The sequence below is a fragment of the Epilithonimonas xixisoli genome (assembly GCF_004365655.1).
Taxonomy (GTDB): Bacteria; Bacteroidota; Bacteroidia; order Flavobacteriales; family Weeksellaceae; genus Epilithonimonas; species Epilithonimonas xixisoli.
On the sequence record NZ_SOEO01000001.1, the window covers coordinates 1,481,277 to 1,497,321 of the forward strand.

20 protein-coding genes are annotated in these 16,045 nt (G+C 36.5%); 1 reads left to right on the plus strand and 19 read right to left on the minus strand.

All coding sequences use genetic code 11. The annotated features are described in order from the left end of the window. Positions 1-39 precede the first annotated feature (39 nt). The 4 genes from B0I22_RS06855 to B0I22_RS06870 form a co-directional block, all read right to left on the minus strand. On the minus strand, positions 40-1,446 hold the full coding sequence (locus B0I22_RS06855; RefSeq protein ID WP_133943887.1) for a glycogen synthase: 1,407 nt from the start codon (positions 1,444-1,446) through the stop codon (positions 40-42). Positions 1,447-1,568: 122 nt separating this feature from the next. Then, positions 1,569-3,527 carry a 1,4-alpha-glucan branching protein GlgB gene (gene glgB, locus B0I22_RS06860; protein ID WP_133943888.1) on the minus strand — a complete coding sequence of 653 codons (1,959 nt, stop codon included), beginning with the start codon at positions 3,525-3,527 and terminating at the stop codon, positions 1,569-1,571. Between the two features lie 189 nt (positions 3,528-3,716). Next, positions 3,717-4,439, minus strand: coding sequence for a hypothetical protein (locus B0I22_RS06865; RefSeq protein WP_133943889.1), 723 nt, complete (start codon positions 4,437-4,439; stop codon positions 3,717-3,719). Between the two features lie 219 nt (positions 4,440-4,658). After that, on the minus strand, positions 4,659-5,726 hold the full coding sequence (locus B0I22_RS06870; RefSeq protein WP_133943890.1) for a tyrosine-type recombinase/integrase: 1,068 nt from the start codon (positions 5,724-5,726) through the stop codon (positions 4,659-4,661). Between the two features lie 417 nt (positions 5,727-6,143). Between B0I22_RS06870 and B0I22_RS06875 the strand changes: the two genes are divergently transcribed. Beyond that, positions 6,144-7,361, plus strand: coding sequence for a site-specific integrase (locus B0I22_RS06875; RefSeq protein WP_133943891.1), 1,218 nt, complete (start codon positions 6,144-6,146; stop codon positions 7,359-7,361). Positions 7,362-7,369: 8 nt separating this feature from the next. Here B0I22_RS06875 and B0I22_RS06880 read toward each other — a convergent pair whose 3' ends face one another. The 15 genes from B0I22_RS06880 to B0I22_RS06950 form a co-directional block, all read right to left on the minus strand. Beyond that, positions 7,370-8,182, minus strand: a complete 813-nt coding sequence (locus tag B0I22_RS06880) for a TPM domain-containing protein (protein WP_166668188.1) — start codon at positions 8,180-8,182, stop codon at positions 7,370-7,372. 139 nt (positions 8,183-8,321) lie between these two features. Next, a complete protein-coding gene (locus B0I22_RS06885; protein WP_133943893.1) occupies positions 8,322-9,035 on the minus strand; it encodes an SMI1/KNR4 family protein in 714 nt (237 codons plus the stop codon). A gap of 120 nt (positions 9,036-9,155) precedes the next feature. Continuing rightward, positions 9,156-9,764: a DUF8184 family protein gene (locus tag B0I22_RS06890; protein ID WP_133943894.1), complete on the minus strand. Its 609-nt coding sequence runs from the start codon at positions 9,762-9,764 to the stop codon at positions 9,156-9,158. 73 nt (positions 9,765-9,837) lie between these two features. Continuing rightward, positions 9,838-10,281 carry a hypothetical protein gene (locus B0I22_RS06895; RefSeq protein ID WP_133943895.1) on the minus strand — a complete coding sequence of 148 codons (444 nt, stop codon included), beginning with the start codon at positions 10,279-10,281 and terminating at the stop codon, positions 9,838-9,840. A gap of 112 nt (positions 10,282-10,393) precedes the next feature. Then, positions 10,394-11,044, minus strand: coding sequence for a hypothetical protein (locus tag B0I22_RS06900; RefSeq protein ID WP_246022157.1), 651 nt, complete (start codon positions 11,042-11,044; stop codon positions 10,394-10,396). Then, positions 11,019-11,294: a WG repeat-containing protein gene (locus B0I22_RS06905; protein WP_133943897.1), complete on the minus strand. Its 276-nt coding sequence runs from the start codon at positions 11,292-11,294 to the stop codon at positions 11,019-11,021. Before B0I22_RS06905 ends, B0I22_RS06900 begins: the two co-directional genes overlap by 26 nt. Continuing rightward, the gene (locus B0I22_RS06910; RefSeq protein WP_133943898.1) at positions 11,227-11,625 is read right to left on the minus strand and encodes a WG repeat-containing protein; all 399 of its coding nucleotides are present in this window, start codon (positions 11,623-11,625) and stop codon (positions 11,227-11,229) included. The genes B0I22_RS06905 and B0I22_RS06910 overlap by 68 nt, the downstream gene beginning before the upstream one ends. Positions 11,626-11,632: 7 nt before the next feature. After that, on the minus strand, positions 11,633-12,181 hold the full coding sequence (locus B0I22_RS06915) for a hypothetical protein (protein WP_133943899.1): 549 nt from the start codon (positions 12,179-12,181) through the stop codon (positions 11,633-11,635). Positions 12,182-12,292: 111 nt separating this feature from the next. Beyond that, complete coding sequence (locus B0I22_RS06920) at positions 12,293-12,634, minus strand: hypothetical protein (protein WP_133943900.1); 342 nt, start codon at positions 12,632-12,634, stop codon at positions 12,293-12,295. A gap of 6 nt (positions 12,635-12,640) precedes the next feature. Continuing rightward, positions 12,641-12,985 carry a DUF7716 domain-containing protein gene (locus tag B0I22_RS06925; RefSeq protein WP_133943901.1) on the minus strand — a complete coding sequence of 115 codons (345 nt, stop codon included), beginning with the start codon at positions 12,983-12,985 and terminating at the stop codon, positions 12,641-12,643. Positions 12,986-13,072: 87 nt separating this feature from the next. After that, complete coding sequence (locus B0I22_RS06930; protein ID WP_133943902.1) at positions 13,073-13,531, minus strand: hypothetical protein; 459 nt, start codon at positions 13,529-13,531, stop codon at positions 13,073-13,075. Beyond that, entirely contained in the window at positions 13,528-14,082 is a 555-nt protein-coding gene (locus B0I22_RS06935) for a hypothetical protein (RefSeq protein ID WP_133943903.1), read from the minus strand. The genes B0I22_RS06930 and B0I22_RS06935 overlap by 4 nt, the downstream gene beginning before the upstream one ends. Before the next feature lie 15 nt (positions 14,083-14,097). After that, positions 14,098-14,694, minus strand: coding sequence for a hypothetical protein (locus B0I22_RS06940; protein WP_133943904.1), 597 nt, complete (start codon positions 14,692-14,694; stop codon positions 14,098-14,100). A 98-nt stretch (positions 14,695-14,792) separates the two neighbouring features. Further along, positions 14,793-15,350: a toxin-antitoxin system YwqK family antitoxin gene (locus tag B0I22_RS06945; protein WP_133943905.1), complete on the minus strand. Its 558-nt coding sequence runs from the start codon at positions 15,348-15,350 to the stop codon at positions 14,793-14,795. 1 nt (position 15,351) lies between these two features. Next, positions 15,352-16,044 carry a toxin-antitoxin system YwqK family antitoxin gene (locus tag B0I22_RS06950; protein WP_166668189.1) on the minus strand — a complete coding sequence of 231 codons (693 nt, stop codon included), beginning with the start codon at positions 16,042-16,044 and terminating at the stop codon, positions 15,352-15,354. Position 16,045 lies beyond the last annotated feature (1 nt).

Here is a 16,045-nt window from a genome sequence, read left to right on the forward strand (position 1 = left end):
TTTATGAATTTCAAACTAATATTTATCACAAAAAAACCATTAATAATGATAAAGTTGCGTATAATTCTGCGCTGACTTTTCCCAAGAGAAATCGAATGACATATTGTTATAGATCAAACCTTTCATCAGGTCTTTCTGGCTGTAGATATGCAATGCTCTTTTGATAGCGTGTACAGCGTCTTCTGCCCCAGCATTGGTAAAATTGAGTCCACTGCCGCCTGTAGAAATATCCTGCACGGTATCGCGCAAACCACCAGTATATCTTACCATCGGGATGGTTCCATAGCGCATCGAGTACATTTGATTTAGTCCACAAGGTTCTACCCTGCTTGGCATTAGCAAGAAATCTGCCGAAGCGTAGATTTGATGCGACAAATATTCTTTATAACCCAAATCCAGCGCAAAATTGATACTGAATCTGTGCTGAAGTTCCTTCAATCTATTTTCGATGTGCTGATTTCCTGAACCCAAAACAATGATGTTCAAAGAGCCGTTGGTTTCCTGAATGCTTTTTTCGATAATGTCTGGCAGTAAATCTGCGCCTTTTTCTCCGGCAAATCTACCAATGAATCCAAATAGCGGAAGATGAGGATTGAGACCATATTCTGCACAGATCACCCGCTTGTTTTCCCATTTGCCTTCCTCTGCATAGTCTTTGTTATAATTAAATTTCAGCATATCATCCCTTTCCGGATCCCAAACCTCGGTGTCAATTCCGTTAATGATTCCAAAGGCTTTTTGACGTTCCTGATTCATAAGCGGTTCTAAACCTTGGAAACTGTAGAACAACTCTTCCAGATAACCGCCAGAAACTGCATTGAAGGCATTGCAAGTTTTTATCATCGTTGCCATTGGATTGATCCTGCCATTCCAATCCAGAAGTCCGGATTTCCAACCGTCAAAGTGTGGGAGAAAGCTGGACATCTTCCAATCCATGCTGCCTTGATACTCTCCATTATGAATGGTTCCGATGGTTTTAACACCTTTCAGAAAGCTAAATTCATAACAATTGTTTATCATAAATGGCACCAGTCCGGTGTGATAATCATGGCAATGCAGCACATCTGGCCGAATGCGCATCGCACTGAGCCAATGCAAAACTCCGTGTTGGAAGGCGATAAACTGCTCACTCTCATCCCAATAGCCATAGACATTTTCTCTATCTAGAAGACCAGGAATCTTCACCAAAAACAAATCAAAGCCCAGGGACTTATGCTTCTCCCGGAAAACCTGAACCTGATACATATGAGAAGACTGGTGAATAAAACCATCGAACACAACTTCAAAATCGTGGTTGTAGAAAAATGGTTTGTTGTACCAAGGCATTATAACGCTGGCATCCAAGCCCATTTTGTTCTGATATTTTGGTAAAGCGCCCACCACATCGGCCAGTCCACCGACTTTTGCGACAGGATAGCACTCCATAGAAAGGTGAAATATTTTCATATTAATTTTCTATTTTTTTATTAGTTTTTAAAGTCTTCGACTCCGCTCAGACTGACATTGTTTCAATTTAATCTCTTACTATCTAAAATTAGCAGCATCAAATATTCTTGATTGTGATCTTACTATCTCAGCTTATTTTTGTTTTTATTAATCTTAATTTTTTTTGCAACTGGCTTCGCAATTTTTGATTGTTTCAAAACCAAACCAGATAAGGGCGGTAATCTTAGAATGATAGAATTCTCGCGATTGTCCCAACCTTCCTTCAACTCTTGAGAAACATTGGCCTCTATTCCACTTCCGCTGTATTTTGCGTCATCGGAATTCAGAATAACTTCCCATTTTGAATCTTTCTCAACTCCGATTCTGTAATCGAAACTATTTGGGGTCAGATTTAAAACCGTCATTATAACTTCCTTGTCTTCTTTGCTTTTTCTAAGATAGATAAAGATAGAGTTATCTCTGTCATCTGCATTCACCCATTCATATCCGTTTGGTGAAAACTGCTGTTCGTACAATGCTGGATGCGATTTGTAAAGCAAATTAAGATCTCTTACAAAATTCTGAAGGTTTTTATGAATCGGATATTCCAGCAAATGCCAATCGAGGGATGTTGTGAAATTCCATTCGTTGGTTTGGGCAATCTCATCACCCATAAAGAGTAATTTCGCACCAGGATTTGTGAACATATAAACGTACATCGCACGCAGGTTCGCAAACTTTTGCCACTCATCGCCCGGCATTTTGTAGATCAAACTGCTTTTACCGTGAACCACCTCATCGTGCGAAAGTGGCATCATATAATTTTCATTATACATATATACACTTGTGAAGGTGATCTTGTTGTGATGATACTTCCTGTTGATTGGATCTTCTTTGAAATAATCTAAGGTGTCGTGCATCCATCCCATCATCCATTTCATTCCGAAACCGATGCCGTCTTCGTGAACAGGTTTTGTGAGCCTTGGAAAATCTGAACTTTCTTCAGCAATCGTCTGCACATCTGGAAATTCTCCGTAAACTGCAATGTTAAAATCCTGAAGAAACTGTTTCGCCTCCAGATTGACATTGGTTCCGTAGATGTTTGGTTCCCATTCGCCTTCGTTTCTGGAATAGTCCAGATGAAGCATCGATGTCACCGCATCAACTCTTAAACCATCGGCGTGATAACGATCCAGCCAAAAGATGGCGTTTGATATTAAAAATGATTTGACTTCTGGTCTTCCATAATTGAAAATATAAGACTTCCAATCGGGATGGAAACCTTTTCTCGGATCTTCGTGTTCGTACAAAAACGATCCGTCAAAACGATGCAAACCATTGGCGTCGCCTGGAAAATGGGACGGTACCCAATCTAAGAAAACACCGATATTATTTTTATGAAGTTCGGAAATGAGGTACATCAATTCCTGAGGTGAACCAAATCTGTTGGTCGCAGCATAAAATCCTGTAATCTGATAACCCCAACTCGGATCGTAGGGATACTCCATAATAGGCATCAATTCTACGTGGGTAAAATTCATTGCCTTGAGGTAAGGTACCAATTTGTCTGCAATCTCGCCGTAGCTTAAATATCTTTCAGGATTTCCAGGATCGCGCATCCAAGAGCCAAGGTGGACTTCGTACACAGACATTGGCGATCCCAAGCTGTTGTATTTGGCGCGATTCTGCATCCAATCTTTGTCTTCCCATTCGTGCCAAGTCGTACAAACGACAGAGCCTGCTTGCAATGCTTTTTCAAAACAAAGTGCATAAGGATCTGCTTTTTCCAGAAGAATGCCTGTGTTTGTTCGAATGCCGTATTTGTAAACTTCACCAAAATCAAGACCTGGGATAAAACCTTCCCAAATCCCAGACTGGTCCCAACGTCCTACCAATTGATGTGAGAAAGAATTCCATTGGTTGAAATTTCCAATCACAGAAACCTCCGTTGCCGTGGGTGCCCAAACCGAGAAGTACACTCCGGAAACGCCACCTACCTCTACTTTGTGAGAACCAAACTTCTCGTAGAGTCTAGTGTGTTTTCCCGAACGGAAAAGATAAATATCAAAATCGGAAAAAAGAGAATAAGGCTGAACCGTCATAGATTATAGTTGATGAATGCTGATTGATAAATGATAATGAACCATTTATAATACCTTTACCAAGATAGCAATATTAATCGTTACATAGTAAAAAAGTTTTTGTTAAATAGTATTAAAGTTTTTAAGGTTTGCCTATGGTGGTAGAACCAGCCCATCCGTGAGCGGACACCCTTCCAGAGGAGTGGAATTTTAGTCTTGTATTTTCTTTGCCCAAAGGTAGGTGCCGGTGTGCTTTTGCTCTTCTGCTATATTATTTTTGCCTGACGTATAGCTGATGGTTGCGATAACGAGTGCCCAAAAAGCATCTTTCGGCATATCAAATACCCAATCTTGTGCTGGGACATTTTTGTTTTTTTCTAAATCCAATGAAAGTGATGAAAGAATGTTTGCTTCTGGATTTTTCTGATTAGGGTCTATCGTAAAGGCATACATCTTTAGATTCGCCCACTCGGCATTCCGCGGAAGTTTTATCTGTTTGCCTAAAGTTAGCTGAGGGATTTTGACTGTCATTACCTGATCAGCATCAAGATCATAATCCGGATAGAAGTTGGTGGCCTTTTCCCAATCCCAATCGTTATTGAATATCGTGCCGACCATCGGTTGGGGATTGGTATATTGTATCGAGCTCTCGCCTTGCGCATCTATGGTCTGAACCATTGTTTTCTGGATTCTTGTGCGATGATTGACGACAAAACAATGGTAGTTGCGGATGTATATCTTCTCTGTAATTGCCTGACGCACTGCTCTATCCTGATTGCTGTTTTGCCCGTAGGCAACAGCGGCATTTTCTGAATTGGGCGACTGATTATATGTCTTGGATTTTTGCTGGACGTGGAGTTTCCCGTTTTTGTTTACAAATATGAAATTGCCAATTGCACCGCTAAGGTTGCCGTTCTTCTTTAGTTTTGCCATCTTTTTTGTGTATTTGTTTAGGTTTGTGTATGCTTTGTTCGTCCATTGTTCGAATTAACAGCGTTTGAAAGCCATATCAGCTCGAGCCTAAAACCATAGATCTATTGGACTTCTATTGGACTCTAATGGACTTTTATTGGACTATGCTCTTTTGGAATACGGTGGGCGAGCTGGGGAGGGTTTTGTAAAGTTAAGGAATTTCCGGATATTTTTGTTATTTTATAAAAAATCCAGTGGACTTTTCACTTTAGCTTTAGATACATCTGTAATATGTGTGTAAATCTGTGTTGTTTTGATAGAGTTATGTCCCAAAAGTTCTTGCAAAAAGCGAATATCTGCACCACTCTCCATCAAATGTGTGGCATAGGAATGGCGCAAACCGTGCACACCGATGGTTTTGTTGATCTTGGCCTTTCTCATCGCCTGCTTGAAGACGCTCTGCACACTTCTAACCGTGTAGGCACCGCCGTACTGCCCTTCGAAGAGAAAATCTTTTGGGCGATATTCTTTGTAATAACTTCGGAGCAGTGTCAGTATAGACTCGGGCAAATTGGTATATCTGTCTTTTTTACCTTTGGCTCCGGCAATGAGGACCAGCATATTCCCACTATTGATATGCTCTACCTTGAGGTTCACAATCTCGCTCACACGCAATCCCATCCCGTAGCAGAGCTTGAGCATCAAGAGATGTTTTTGATTGACGGTGTTCTCAAAAATTTTTCTGACCTCTGCCTGTGACAGCATTTTGGGAAGTAGTTTTGGTGATTTGGGGCGCGGGATCTCAAAAAACATTTTGGATTTTTTGCGTACCTGCTCGAAATAGAATTTTACCGCATTGATCCTGCTATTCAAATGGTTTTCTTTGATTTTTTCTTTGTCGAGACAATATAGGAAATAATCTTTCAGCCTATCTTCTGAAAGATCGTCTACCGGGAAATTTTTGAGAATCCGAAGCAGATGTGCAAACTCTGTGACGTAGGTGCGGATGGTATTTTTGCTGTAGGCCTTTAGCTTAAGATAATCTATATAATCTGAGAAAGCTTTTTGGTTTACCGGCTCAATCTCGGAGCGTATTTGGCTTCCCCACTCTTCCCGATCCAGCTTCAGTGCGTCCCTCACGGTAGGGAGATCTGGCAAGTGCCAAGCCTTGTTGGTATTGCTCCACTTAGAAGATGGGAATGCTTTGCGAAGCTCCTGGATCAAGACATCTTTTTTTTCGAAACGGATCCAAATGACGTTTTTGTCTCTGTGATTTCCAAAGCTGAAATTGTATAAATTTAAATTCATCACCTAAAAATTTATTATTCGCATTCTCAATAGAAATAAACAAATCTGGAGTAAAGAGGAGAAAAAATCTATTCATAATGCGAAGTATAAAAATAATAAAAAAACCAATAAGAGAGGAATTTTATTGAAAATATCAATTTAATTTGTTGAATTGCTAGACTTTCGTATATTTGAGAGTTATACGAATAATCAAATTCAAAAATCCCATTTGCACCTAATTATACTATTAATCAAATAGTTACAAAATAAACAAACGCAGATTAAAGCATAAAAAAGCAAGGAAATGTTAGGTTTGTTGTACTAAAAGTTGTACCTTAGTACTCGGTTGCATCGCTTTGAAACATACAGTAAATCAATGGTTTCATCCAATTGCACTCGTTGAGTTTAGTAAGTACAACAATCAAATACTTCTTTATTATGGCTTCAATTAAATTAGTACTGCGTACACAGCAGGAAGATGCCACAGGTCAAAGCCCTATTTACATTCGGTTGATTAAAGACCGTAAAGCCAAATTTGTAGCAACCGGCGTTAAAGCCAAAGCAAGCGAATGGGATGATGAAAAGCAAAGGTTAAAGAAAAATTATACCAACAGTGCCAGGATGAATGCTTTCCTTTCGCAAAAGGTAGCCGATGCAGAAGCACAGGTAGCCGACCACGAACGCACCAAAAAATCAGTTTCGGCACGAAAACTTAAAGAAGCTATTAAAGGCAAAACAGACCCTAATTTCTTCGAGTATTGCGAAAAGAGGTTGGAAGTATTGAAAGGCATTGTTTCTTACCGTACCACCGTTATTTATGGCGTTTACATCAATAAGTTTCAAAAATTTTTAGGACATCGGGATTTCTATTTCTCGGATATCAACGTGGGTATTTTGAACGATTATGCAACCTACTGCAAAAAGAAATTGAAAAATGGCAACACCACTATTTTCAGCTCAATCAGAATTTTGAGTTTCTTTTACAACGATGCAATGGAAGAAGAATTGATTGAAATGGCACCCTCTCCTTTCTATAAAGTCAATATTTCGAAAAGTAAGGTAGAACGCCAATACCTCAACAAAAAGCAGATTGAAGAATTGGAAAATTTAGATTTAAGCCAAAGACCTAAAGCCCAGGTGCATCGGGATATGTTTTTGTTCAGTGCCTTTGGTGGTGGTTTGCGTATCAGCGATGTGATGTTGTTGCAGTGGAAATGTTATGACGAAGAAACCCAAAAGATTACCAAGGTTATTCAGAAAACGCAGAAACAACACAGTTTCAGATTAGGTGCAAAATCGATTGTCATTCTCAACAAATACAAACCTAAAACGATAGACCCCGAAGCTTTTATATTTCCTGTTTTGGAGCATCCGGAAAAGATATTTGCCGATGAAATTCACAAGAGTACACGCATCCGTTCCAAAATCCGTTTGGGCGATGTGCATCTGAAAAAAATGGGCGAAGATTTGAAATTGCCTTTCAACCTGCATTTCCATTTAAGCCGTCATACTTTTGCTACCAATGCTTTGAGCAACGGAATGCGGATTGAATACGTGAGTAAATTGCTCGACCATTCTTCCATCCAACAAACACAGGTATATGCAAAAATTGTAAGCGAGGAACTGGATAATGCGGTGGATAAATACATCAACTAAAATACCGATTACGGCAATATCTCCAACCCCGAAAGTTTCAGTTTACCGTTTTCTTCTGTGAGCCAGAAACAGAATTGAACACCTTCGTGACCATCGCCGTTTTCGTTTTGGCGGTGGGTGGTGTATCGGATTACGCAGTCGCCATAGTCGGTGGAGTTGGCTAAAAACTGGGTTTCTTTGCGTTGCAGTCTTTGCAGGAGTTCTGGGCTGAAAACTTCACGGATGTACTTTTTAAGAAACAGTTCTTTGCTGATGCCGTTAGGACTTTTGGCAGACGGATAGCACATACCACAATACAGTTTTTCGGCAATGTGTTGGGCTATTGCTGTGTTGTCTTTTTGCTCTATTAGGGCAATGAGTTCGGTGGTAAAAGCTTCGGATTTTGTTTGTAATGCCTGCTTGTTTTCCAAGGTTTGCATCAACGCCAGTAAGCCGTTTTTTGTACCTTCAAAATAATTATTTTCTTTAAATTTCGGGATGAAATGATGGTCGATGATTTGTTTGGTGGCTTCATCGCTTAAGATTTTTTCGATGCCGTTGCCGTTGTGGATGCGCATTTGGCGGTACTGTTTGGAAATGGCAATCAGCACGCCGTTGTCTTTTCCTTTTTGCCCGATGCCCCAAGTGTTGGCTAACAGAAGTGTGTAGGCTTCAAAATCTTCTTTGTCGCAATAGTATTCATTGAGCGTTACGATGGCAATCTGTATGGTGGTGCGTTTTTCAAAATCTTGGATAAGGCTGTCTAATTCCTCGGTTTCACTTTGGCTGAAAAGAGCTTCAAAATCGGTAACAGAGCCTTTTGGTTGTGCCATTACACGCATCAGCACATCGTCTTTGGGGCGAGGAATGTTTAATTTTTGCGGTGTTTGCGAGCAGGCTGTAAAAAACTGGCAAAGCAATAGTAGGATTAGGATATGGTTTTTCATTTGTTTGTGAGTTTGGAATTTCAATTACAGAATTTTATTCATCTTCATCAGAGCGGTAATCCCAAGTTATGTTTATCTCTTCTATTATGCTGATAAATCTATCTTTATGATTTGTACCAATGAAAATACCACTTGGCTTATTTTCACTATTTATAGACAAGGTAATTACTTCATTGAAATCATTAGTGAAGTAACGTTGAGATTGAAAAGTAATATTTTTTATTTCTTCCCATTTTTTCTCAATTATTTCTAGTGTTTCGGCTTTTAATTCATCTTCACTTATTTTGTTTGCATTGTATTTTAAACCACCCAATGTTCCATTGAGAATTGCCATTGAGAGCAAAAATTTTTCAATATTTGGACTATCTTCAAACCACTCTTCTGACAAGTTAATAGCATCATAATTCCCATAAATTTTAGGGTTTTCAAGACTAAGGTCATTTTCATTAATCCCCCAAAAAATTACTCCTTGATTTTCTTCATAAAAAACTAAATATCTATCATCAGAAAATCCTATTTGGCTATTAGGTTCTAATAATCTGTTATAGCTTTCATTTAATATTTTATGCTTTCCCAAAGACAAGTAGTAATCCCGTAAAACTTTTGGGAGTTTAATATTATTTGTTTCTTCGAAATTTAATATTTCAGTTTCTGAATATCCAAAATGTTCAGCTTCTGAAATTCCATAAAGTTTCCTAATTTCATTAAATTCTGTCATATGAAGTTTTGTGTTTATTTTTTCAATCATTTTCCTAAATTTCTCACGGTTTATAAATCATCTGTTGTAGTTTGCGAGCAGGCTGTAAAAAACTGGCTCAACAACAGTAGGATTAGGATATGGTTTTTCATTTCATTGTCCTTTGAAAGATTAATAATTTTGAACATTACCACTTTCAATTAACCGTTTTATTAATTCAATTAAAAGAGTGTTCATCTGAAGTTGCCATTCAATTACCTTTTCTTCAGTTTCAAATTTGAATGTGTTTTTATCAATAATGATAGATTTAAGGTCAAATTTTTGAAACGGATACGTTATTATTGACCTTTCTTTTTCTAATAGAATTGTTAGGAAATCTTTAGAAACCAAATTTTCATATCTGGTAAAAATAATACGAACAAGTTTATCCTTATCAAACGCAATTTCAATTCCATCAACGTCCGTTTCTGAAAAATAAAAATCCCTATTTTCCATACCAACCAAATATGGAAAAACTTGTTTATCTGCATCAAATTTGCTGGCGATAATGAATTCTGTTTCTTCTTTTTTATATAAAGTTTCGAAATTTAGTTTACCATCTATAATTTTTACATTTTGGATAGGTTTACAAATTGGCTCTCCATAAGGATTTTCGTCAATTTCAAATCTTCCTGTTTTCGTAGAGTAGAAAAATTTTTCTCCGGCGATTATCATAATCTCTTTTATGGTTGGGTCAATTTTTAATATTAATCCCTTTGATTTTATACTTTTCGTTTTCATTTCTAATTCTGTTTTGCGTTCGGCAAATCTTTAAACCGTTGTCCTTTTTAGTTGATGTAGGGGGTTTTGGTTATTAGTAAAACGCCCAGATTACTCTTAAATATGTTTTTAATATTTTTTCTAATTCTAAAATTTCGCCCTTACTTAATTCTATTTGAGTATCTGCTACACTGATAATAAACTTTGCAAATCCTGCTGATGATTGATAATTCAAATCATTCAACGAAGTGTGGTGCTTGCAAGATGTCTGAAAACTTAAATCGGAAAATTGCTTTTGAAATGCCTCGTCCATTTGGTCTTGCCATTCGTCTGCAGAAATTTCTGTACTGCAAACATTACACAAAATTGGTTCAAAATTTTCTCCTGCATCAACAAATTCTACTTCGGCTAATGTTTGAAAATCTACATTGTTATTCGTGAAAATTTTCTCCAAAAAATCTTTTGCTTGCACTTGGAGAACTGTCGCCGGAACATAATCCGGATTAGTAGGGATTATTTTTAAAATGCTTTCTGACATTGGTTTATTTTTTTCTAATTTTTCTTCTTTCTCCCCACACTCGGCAACTCCTTAAACCGTTGTCCTTTTTTGTTGATGTAGGTGGTTTTGGTTAAATGTTTTTAGAATGAAATTACCAAATATTTAAAATTCCGTCATTAGGTGAAATAGGGAAAACTTCTTTTACCTGAACATTGTGTGAGCCGAATTTTCCTAACCAACCCACAATTGCATTTCCTTTTAAATAAACATCTGCGACATCTGTAAAAAAGGTTGGGTAATCTTCTATAATACTTTTAAAATACATTTCCTTTAAGATATCGATAAATAATCCACGCAAATACAAATCTGTTTGAACTCCAATTTTAGAATTAAATTTTTCCTGTATTTTATCAAAATCAAACTTGTAATTTGAAATATATTCTTTAACAATTACATCTGTGAACTTATTCCAAGTATGTCCATATTTATTTTTATGATGAAGCGAAAGAAACATCTGGCTACGTCCACCAGCTTCAATAAATAGATTATCTAATGTTACAAAGCCCTTCACATCTCTTTTGTAAGCAAGTTTTTTCTCAACTTCATCCGTACTACTTGCAAACTCTGTTTTAAACTTGGTGTCGAAATCTGAAGTTTTACCACAGTTTCTAAACCAATCATTTTCAATCATTTTTTCAGCCATTAATTTTATTTCAGGCGTCAAAATGATTTTCTTTCCAAATAAATTATCTATAAATCCCATTTTCAATTTTTTTCTAATTTTTCTTCTTTCTCCCCACACTCGGCAAATCTTTAAACCGTTGTCCTTTTTTGTTGATGTAGCCGGTTTCGGTAATGTTTCCGCCCCAGTTCCAGTGCAGGTCTATTAAGCCATTGGTGCCACTTTGGGCTATGATTTGCTTATGGGTTTTGCCGTTTTCATAAATCTTTTCGCCACCTATGTAATATTGGGCATAGCCTTGGTTAAACGGCGTTACGAAGCTGTATTGTGCCGGTATTATTTTTTGTCCGTTTAGGTTGGCAAAACCCATTTTTTTGGTTTTCTACAAAGCGGAACAATCCTTCCTGCACATAATCGGGACCGTTGTCGAAAATAAAAGGCACCAAAATAACTTTGCCTTGCGCATTGATGCCCAGCCATTGGTGTTTTTGGGTAAACACAATTGCCATTTGGCAGAAGCTTTCGGTGTAGGTAGCCAGATAGGCGGGCTTTAGCACGGTTTTGCCTTTGGTGTTGCGGTAGCCAAAAAGCTCGGTTCCCGAACTGCTGTCTGCATACACGCGGTAACAGTTTTTGCCGTTTTGTGCGTTTGTGGTTGTACAGAGGCAGAGCAAGAGCAGGATGAGGATTGGGGTTTTCATTTGGTTTTTATAACTTTTCAAATTTCACATCGTTATATTGTTTTAGATAAATTGAAGTATCAAAATTATCTTGTGTTTTTATCATATTCAATATTTCATTTTGAAAAGCAACTTCCTTTTCTAAAGAAGTGTTCCAATATTCAGGATTGTCTGAAAAATTTTCATAGTAATCCAAAACATCAATAATTCCTGCAAATAATCCTTCTAAACTATTTAAGTCTTTTAAATCAGAAGTGGCGCTACCAAAAGCTTCAAGTATGAAAATTTCAATAGATTCAGGCTCTTCGTAATCATCTGAATATTCATCAGTTTCGGCTAAGCTTTTTTCAATTGCTTTTTGATAATTTTCTAAATTCCCTTTACTAATATCAGAGATTAGCTGATTTTTGTCGATGTCAATTTTGATGTATTTGCTAATTACATTTTCAAAATCGGGTAAATGAAAGTAAAAACCCAATGTGGCTAATTTTAGGTTTTTTCGCTGTTCGGCTGATGACTTGCTAAGTTCTGTGTGTAAGTTTTCAGTGTGTTGTTTAATATGTTTTACGATATCCATATTGTATGCTTTTATTCCACCTCTTCGAGGTTTTGTTTTCCATTCATTTTTCTTTTCTATAATATTTTCATCTCCCGAAGTTTCGGGACAGGCTCTTCGGGATTATTTTCTTCAATGATTGCTTTTCAATTCTTTTATCAAATCATTTCTGCTTTGCCAAACATTTCCACAATCTCCGCAACCCCAAAATTTTTCTTCTTTATTGTTGATAAAGCTGATAATTCCGTCTTTGCAAATCGGGCAGTTTTTGCCGTCGAATTCATCTTTTGTGGGTTTGTCTTTTTGTGGTTCGTATGACATTAAATCCATAGGATTTATGGGAACGTCTTTGTAGCATTCCGAACATTCTATCATCAATAATCGTTGGTTCTTTTTAATTGCATTTTCCAACTGGTTTTTCTGATTATCATTTGCCAGAAAAACTTCTTTGCAATTGGGGCATCTTACTTTCATTTGTTTTTATTTTAACTGATTGATAAGGATAAAAGCATCGTTCTCCAGATAGAAATTTATTGCAGTCAAAAAATCTTTGTTTCCTACGTTTGATATACCTTGTTGCATCAGGTTTGATTTTATTCCATTCAAATCTGTAATGTCCAAGCCGTATTTCAAGCCTTTGTCTCTGGCTGGTTTTGGTTCATCCAAATCTTCGTCATCCAAATCATTGGAATTATGAACCAGGCAAATGCTTTCCAGCGTCAGCTTTTCTTGCGGAATAAAAAGGACATCGTTCCATTGGTAACTGTCTATTTTATTGAGAATTTCGTTTAATTGTTGATATTTAATTTCCATAATTGTTTCCATTTCTTTTTAAATTTCATTTCCCCACCCTTAAATGCTCAATAGCATTGGGTGTTTCGCTGTTGTTGTAGGGATAGGCAAAATAAATCATCATTTTAATCCTTTGTGCTTTTCCAAATAGCCTTTTAAATCCTCGTTCAAATTTTGGTTCAAATTTCTATCCAGAAGTAATTTTTCTAAAAGAATGATATAATTACAATCTTTAAAGACTGTTTGTCCGGAGTTTAATATGCGATTTACCATTAATAGATTAAATTCGTTCGGTTTTCTTTCTATGGATTGTATCAACTCATTTTCATAGTCTGTCAATCCCTCTATAGCGTGGAGAACTGACCATAATACGCTATCATAATGGTTATCATTTAACCTTTCGAAAATACCAAACATAGCAGGAATAGCTTTTTTTCTTTCACTTTTTTCCATACTATATAGTTCTGAAATTATGTCATCAACCTCATACAATGTATCGTTGTTTGGGTTGACTGAATTTAATTGTGTAATAATATTATGAATGTCCATTTTTCTGTATTGTTTTTCTTTAAATTTCATTTCCCCACCCTTAAATGCTCAATAGCATTGGGTGTTTCGCTGTTGTTGTAGGGATAGGCAAAATATACCGTTCCAAAATCTTTTGTGGCGTATTGGGTGCTTACGTTTTGGTTTTCGAGCAAGCCCAGCCTAAACCTGCCCGAATACCACGCATTGATGAAAATGGCAGGTATAGCGTAGAATTTTGGGCGTTGCACAAAGTAGCCGTTTTTTATTTTGCCTTTTATTTGGTAGGTTTTCAGGGTTTGGTTTTGGGTATGGATTTGTACGTTTATGGTTTTGCTGTCAACCACTTTTAAAGTGGCGTAAACAGGATTTTCTGTGAACGTTTTGTAGGTTTCTGCGGTTACAACAGACGATTTTCCCCAAAGTATTTCGTTTTGGTGTTTTATGGCGGTGCTGTCGGTAATGTACGTTCCGTTGATAGCCGAAAGGTTCTCTGGGCTTAAGGCTACGTGGTTTGCCAGTACTTCGGTTTTGGGAAACGTGGCGCAACTGCATAGCAGAAAAAGGCTACACAGCAGTGTGATGTATTGGGTTGGGGTTTTCATTTCTGTAATTGCGTATTAAAATTCCAAGTTAAAATCTTTGACCAACGGATTGTTAAATGAAATATTTACAGCATCTGTAAAATTGATTTCATAGCCAATTTCATTGCTTAAGCGTTTAGGATTGGCAGTGGAATTTCTAAAACCTTTGATAGAAACATTTTTCAATCCTGAACTTTCAGCAAAATGTATTGCTTTATTATAACATATCAATTCTCGGTTGGGTCCGGTAGCAATTTCTTGTGTAATAGATGATTTATTAGTTTCAAAAACTTTCGGGTTCCAATCTTCAAAAAACTCAAATGATGCTATCCATATTCCATCTTCGCCCACATTTAAAGCAAAATCCTGATAATTGAAAATTTCTTTCCAATTATTGTCAAGTTGTTCTAAACTGTTTTCATTTACAAAGATTTTATAGGTTGTGTTGGTAATTTTTATCAATGGAATTGCAATGTGTTCAATCAAACACAGCTGTTGCAACAAATCTTTGTTTTTATCAAACAAATCCAACAAGTTTTTCTTTTTAATCTTTTCATTTTTCAAAAAATCCATAAAATTGGATAATGAGAAAATAAAAAAACCGTAAGATGAAGTAGTTATTCTGTTATTCATTTTCCAAAATTTCTTTTTTATTTCTATTTAAAAAATCCCGCATACACCAAAAACCCGCCAATTGCGGTAAAGAGAATGAATTGTTAAGTTTTTTCATTTTAATATTTTACAGTTTCTATCAGATTACCTTGTTCGTCATATTCTTTCCATTCGCCTGCTGGTAAACCGTTTTTATAGTTTACTATTTGTGCTAACTTTCCGTTTTCGTGATAAGATTTCCATTCGCCAATCATATCGCCGTTTTCATCATAATTCATAGTAGCTTTCAATATTCCGTTTTCGTAAAAATGTTTCCATTCGCCTGTTTCTTTTCCTTGTGAGTTGAGTTTTCCTTCTTTCCACAACTGCTTGTTATTGTGATAATATGTCCAATTGCCTGTAGGAATGTTTTCATTGAATGAGCCAACACTTCGCAAATTTTCGTTGCCGTAATAGTATTTCCATTCGCCTGTTTTCTTTCCGTTTTCATAATTTCCGATGCCTTGCAACTTTCCGCTGGAATAGTATTCTTTACATTCGCCGGTTTTTATTCCGTTCTCGTAATTTCCGGTTTCTTCTATCTGCCCATTATCCCAATAGGTTTTTTGTTCTTTCTCTTGCCCATAGCAGGAAGTGAACAATTGCATAATTATGAATAGTGTGATTAGTTTTTTCATTTTAATATTTTAAAGTTTTTTCAAACTGCCCATATTCATTAAATAATTGTGCTTCTTGCAATTCTCCATTTTTATAAATTTCAAGTCGGCTTAATGTATCGTCAGCAAAATAATATCCTTTCCATTCTCCGATTTTTGCTCCATTTTTATAGTTTCCAAGATGTATTAACTTTCCGTTTTCATTATAATACTTCCATTCCCCATCTTCTTTAGAATTAATATAATTTCCTTCTGCTGATAATTTTCCGTTTTTATGAAATTCTTTTCTTTTTTTTGTTTCTCCGTTTATGTATAAGACAATCGTTTGTAATTTTCCATCAAAATAGCTTTTAGCTTCTCCGTCTTGAACACCATTTTTATAATTGAAAATAAAATTTAATTTTCCATCATAACTATATTCTTTCCATTCTCCATCCTGCAATCCATTTTTATAATTGATAACAAACCTTAACTCTCCATTTTCGTGATATTGCTTTACTTCTCCTTCATCTTTTCCGTTTCTAATATATCCTGTCCGAAGAAGTTTTCCGCTTCGATAATATACTTTCCATTCGCCAGTTACTTCTCCATTTTCGTCTAAATAATTGTGTTCCATTAAAGTTCCATTTTCATAGTAGGTTTTGTTTTCTTTTCCTTGTCCGTTGCAGGAAACGAACAATTGCATAATTGTGAATAGCGTGAGTAGATTTTTCATT

Coding starts and splice junctions, on each gene's coding strand:
- B0I22_RS06855 (WP_133943887.1), bottom strand. CDS start 1,446: ATGAAAATATTTCACCTTTCTATGGAGTGCTATCCTGTCGCAAAAGTC.
- glgB (WP_133943888.1), bottom strand. CDS start 3,527: ATGACGGTTCAGCCTTATTCTCTTTTTTCCGATTTTGATATTTATCTT.
- B0I22_RS06865 (WP_133943889.1), bottom strand. CDS start 4,439: ATGGCAAAACTAAAGAAGAACGGCAACCTTAGCGGTGCAATTGGCAAT.
- B0I22_RS06870 (WP_133943890.1), bottom strand. CDS start 5,726: ATGAATTTAAATTTATACAATTTCAGCTTTGGAAATCACAGAGACAAA.
- B0I22_RS06875 (WP_133943891.1), top strand. CDS start 6,144: ATGGCTTCAATTAAATTAGTACTGCGTACACAGCAGGAAGATGCCACA.
- B0I22_RS06880 (WP_166668188.1), bottom strand. CDS start 8,182: ATGCGTGTAATGGCACAACCAAAAGGCTCTGTTACCGATTTTGAAGCT.
- B0I22_RS06885 (WP_133943893.1), bottom strand. CDS start 9,035: ATGATTGAAAAAATAAACACAAAACTTCATATGACAGAATTTAATGAA.
- B0I22_RS06890 (WP_133943894.1), bottom strand. CDS start 9,764: ATGAAAACGAAAAGTATAAAATCAAAGGGATTAATATTAAAAATTGAC.
- B0I22_RS06895 (WP_133943895.1), bottom strand. CDS start 10,281: ATGTCAGAAAGCATTTTAAAAATAATCCCTACTAATCCGGATTATGTT.
- B0I22_RS06905 (WP_133943897.1), bottom strand. CDS start 11,294: ATGGGTTTTGCCAACCTAAACGGACAAAAAATAATACCGGCACAATAC.
- B0I22_RS06910 (WP_133943898.1), bottom strand. CDS start 11,625: ATGAAAACCCCAATCCTCATCCTGCTCTTGCTCTGCCTCTGTACAACC.
- B0I22_RS06915 (WP_133943899.1), bottom strand. CDS start 12,181: ATGGATATCGTAAAACATATTAAACAACACACTGAAAACTTACACACA.
- B0I22_RS06920 (WP_133943900.1), bottom strand. CDS start 12,634: ATGAAAGTAAGATGCCCCAATTGCAAAGAAGTTTTTCTGGCAAATGAT.
- B0I22_RS06925 (WP_133943901.1), bottom strand. CDS start 12,985: ATGGAAACAATTATGGAAATTAAATATCAACAATTAAACGAAATTCTC.
- B0I22_RS06930 (WP_133943902.1), bottom strand. CDS start 13,531: ATGAAATTTAAAGAAAAACAATACAGAAAAATGGACATTCATAATATT.
- B0I22_RS06935 (WP_133943903.1), bottom strand. CDS start 14,082: ATGAAAACCCCAACCCAATACATCACACTGCTGTGTAGCCTTTTTCTG.
- B0I22_RS06940 (WP_133943904.1), bottom strand. CDS start 14,694: ATGAATAACAGAATAACTACTTCATCTTACGGTTTTTTTATTTTCTCA.
- B0I22_RS06945 (WP_133943905.1), bottom strand. CDS start 15,350: ATGAAAAAACTAATCACACTATTCATAATTATGCAATTGTTCACTTCC.
- B0I22_RS06950 (WP_166668189.1), bottom strand. CDS start 16,044: ATGAAAAATCTACTCACGCTATTCACAATTATGCAATTGTTCGTTTCC.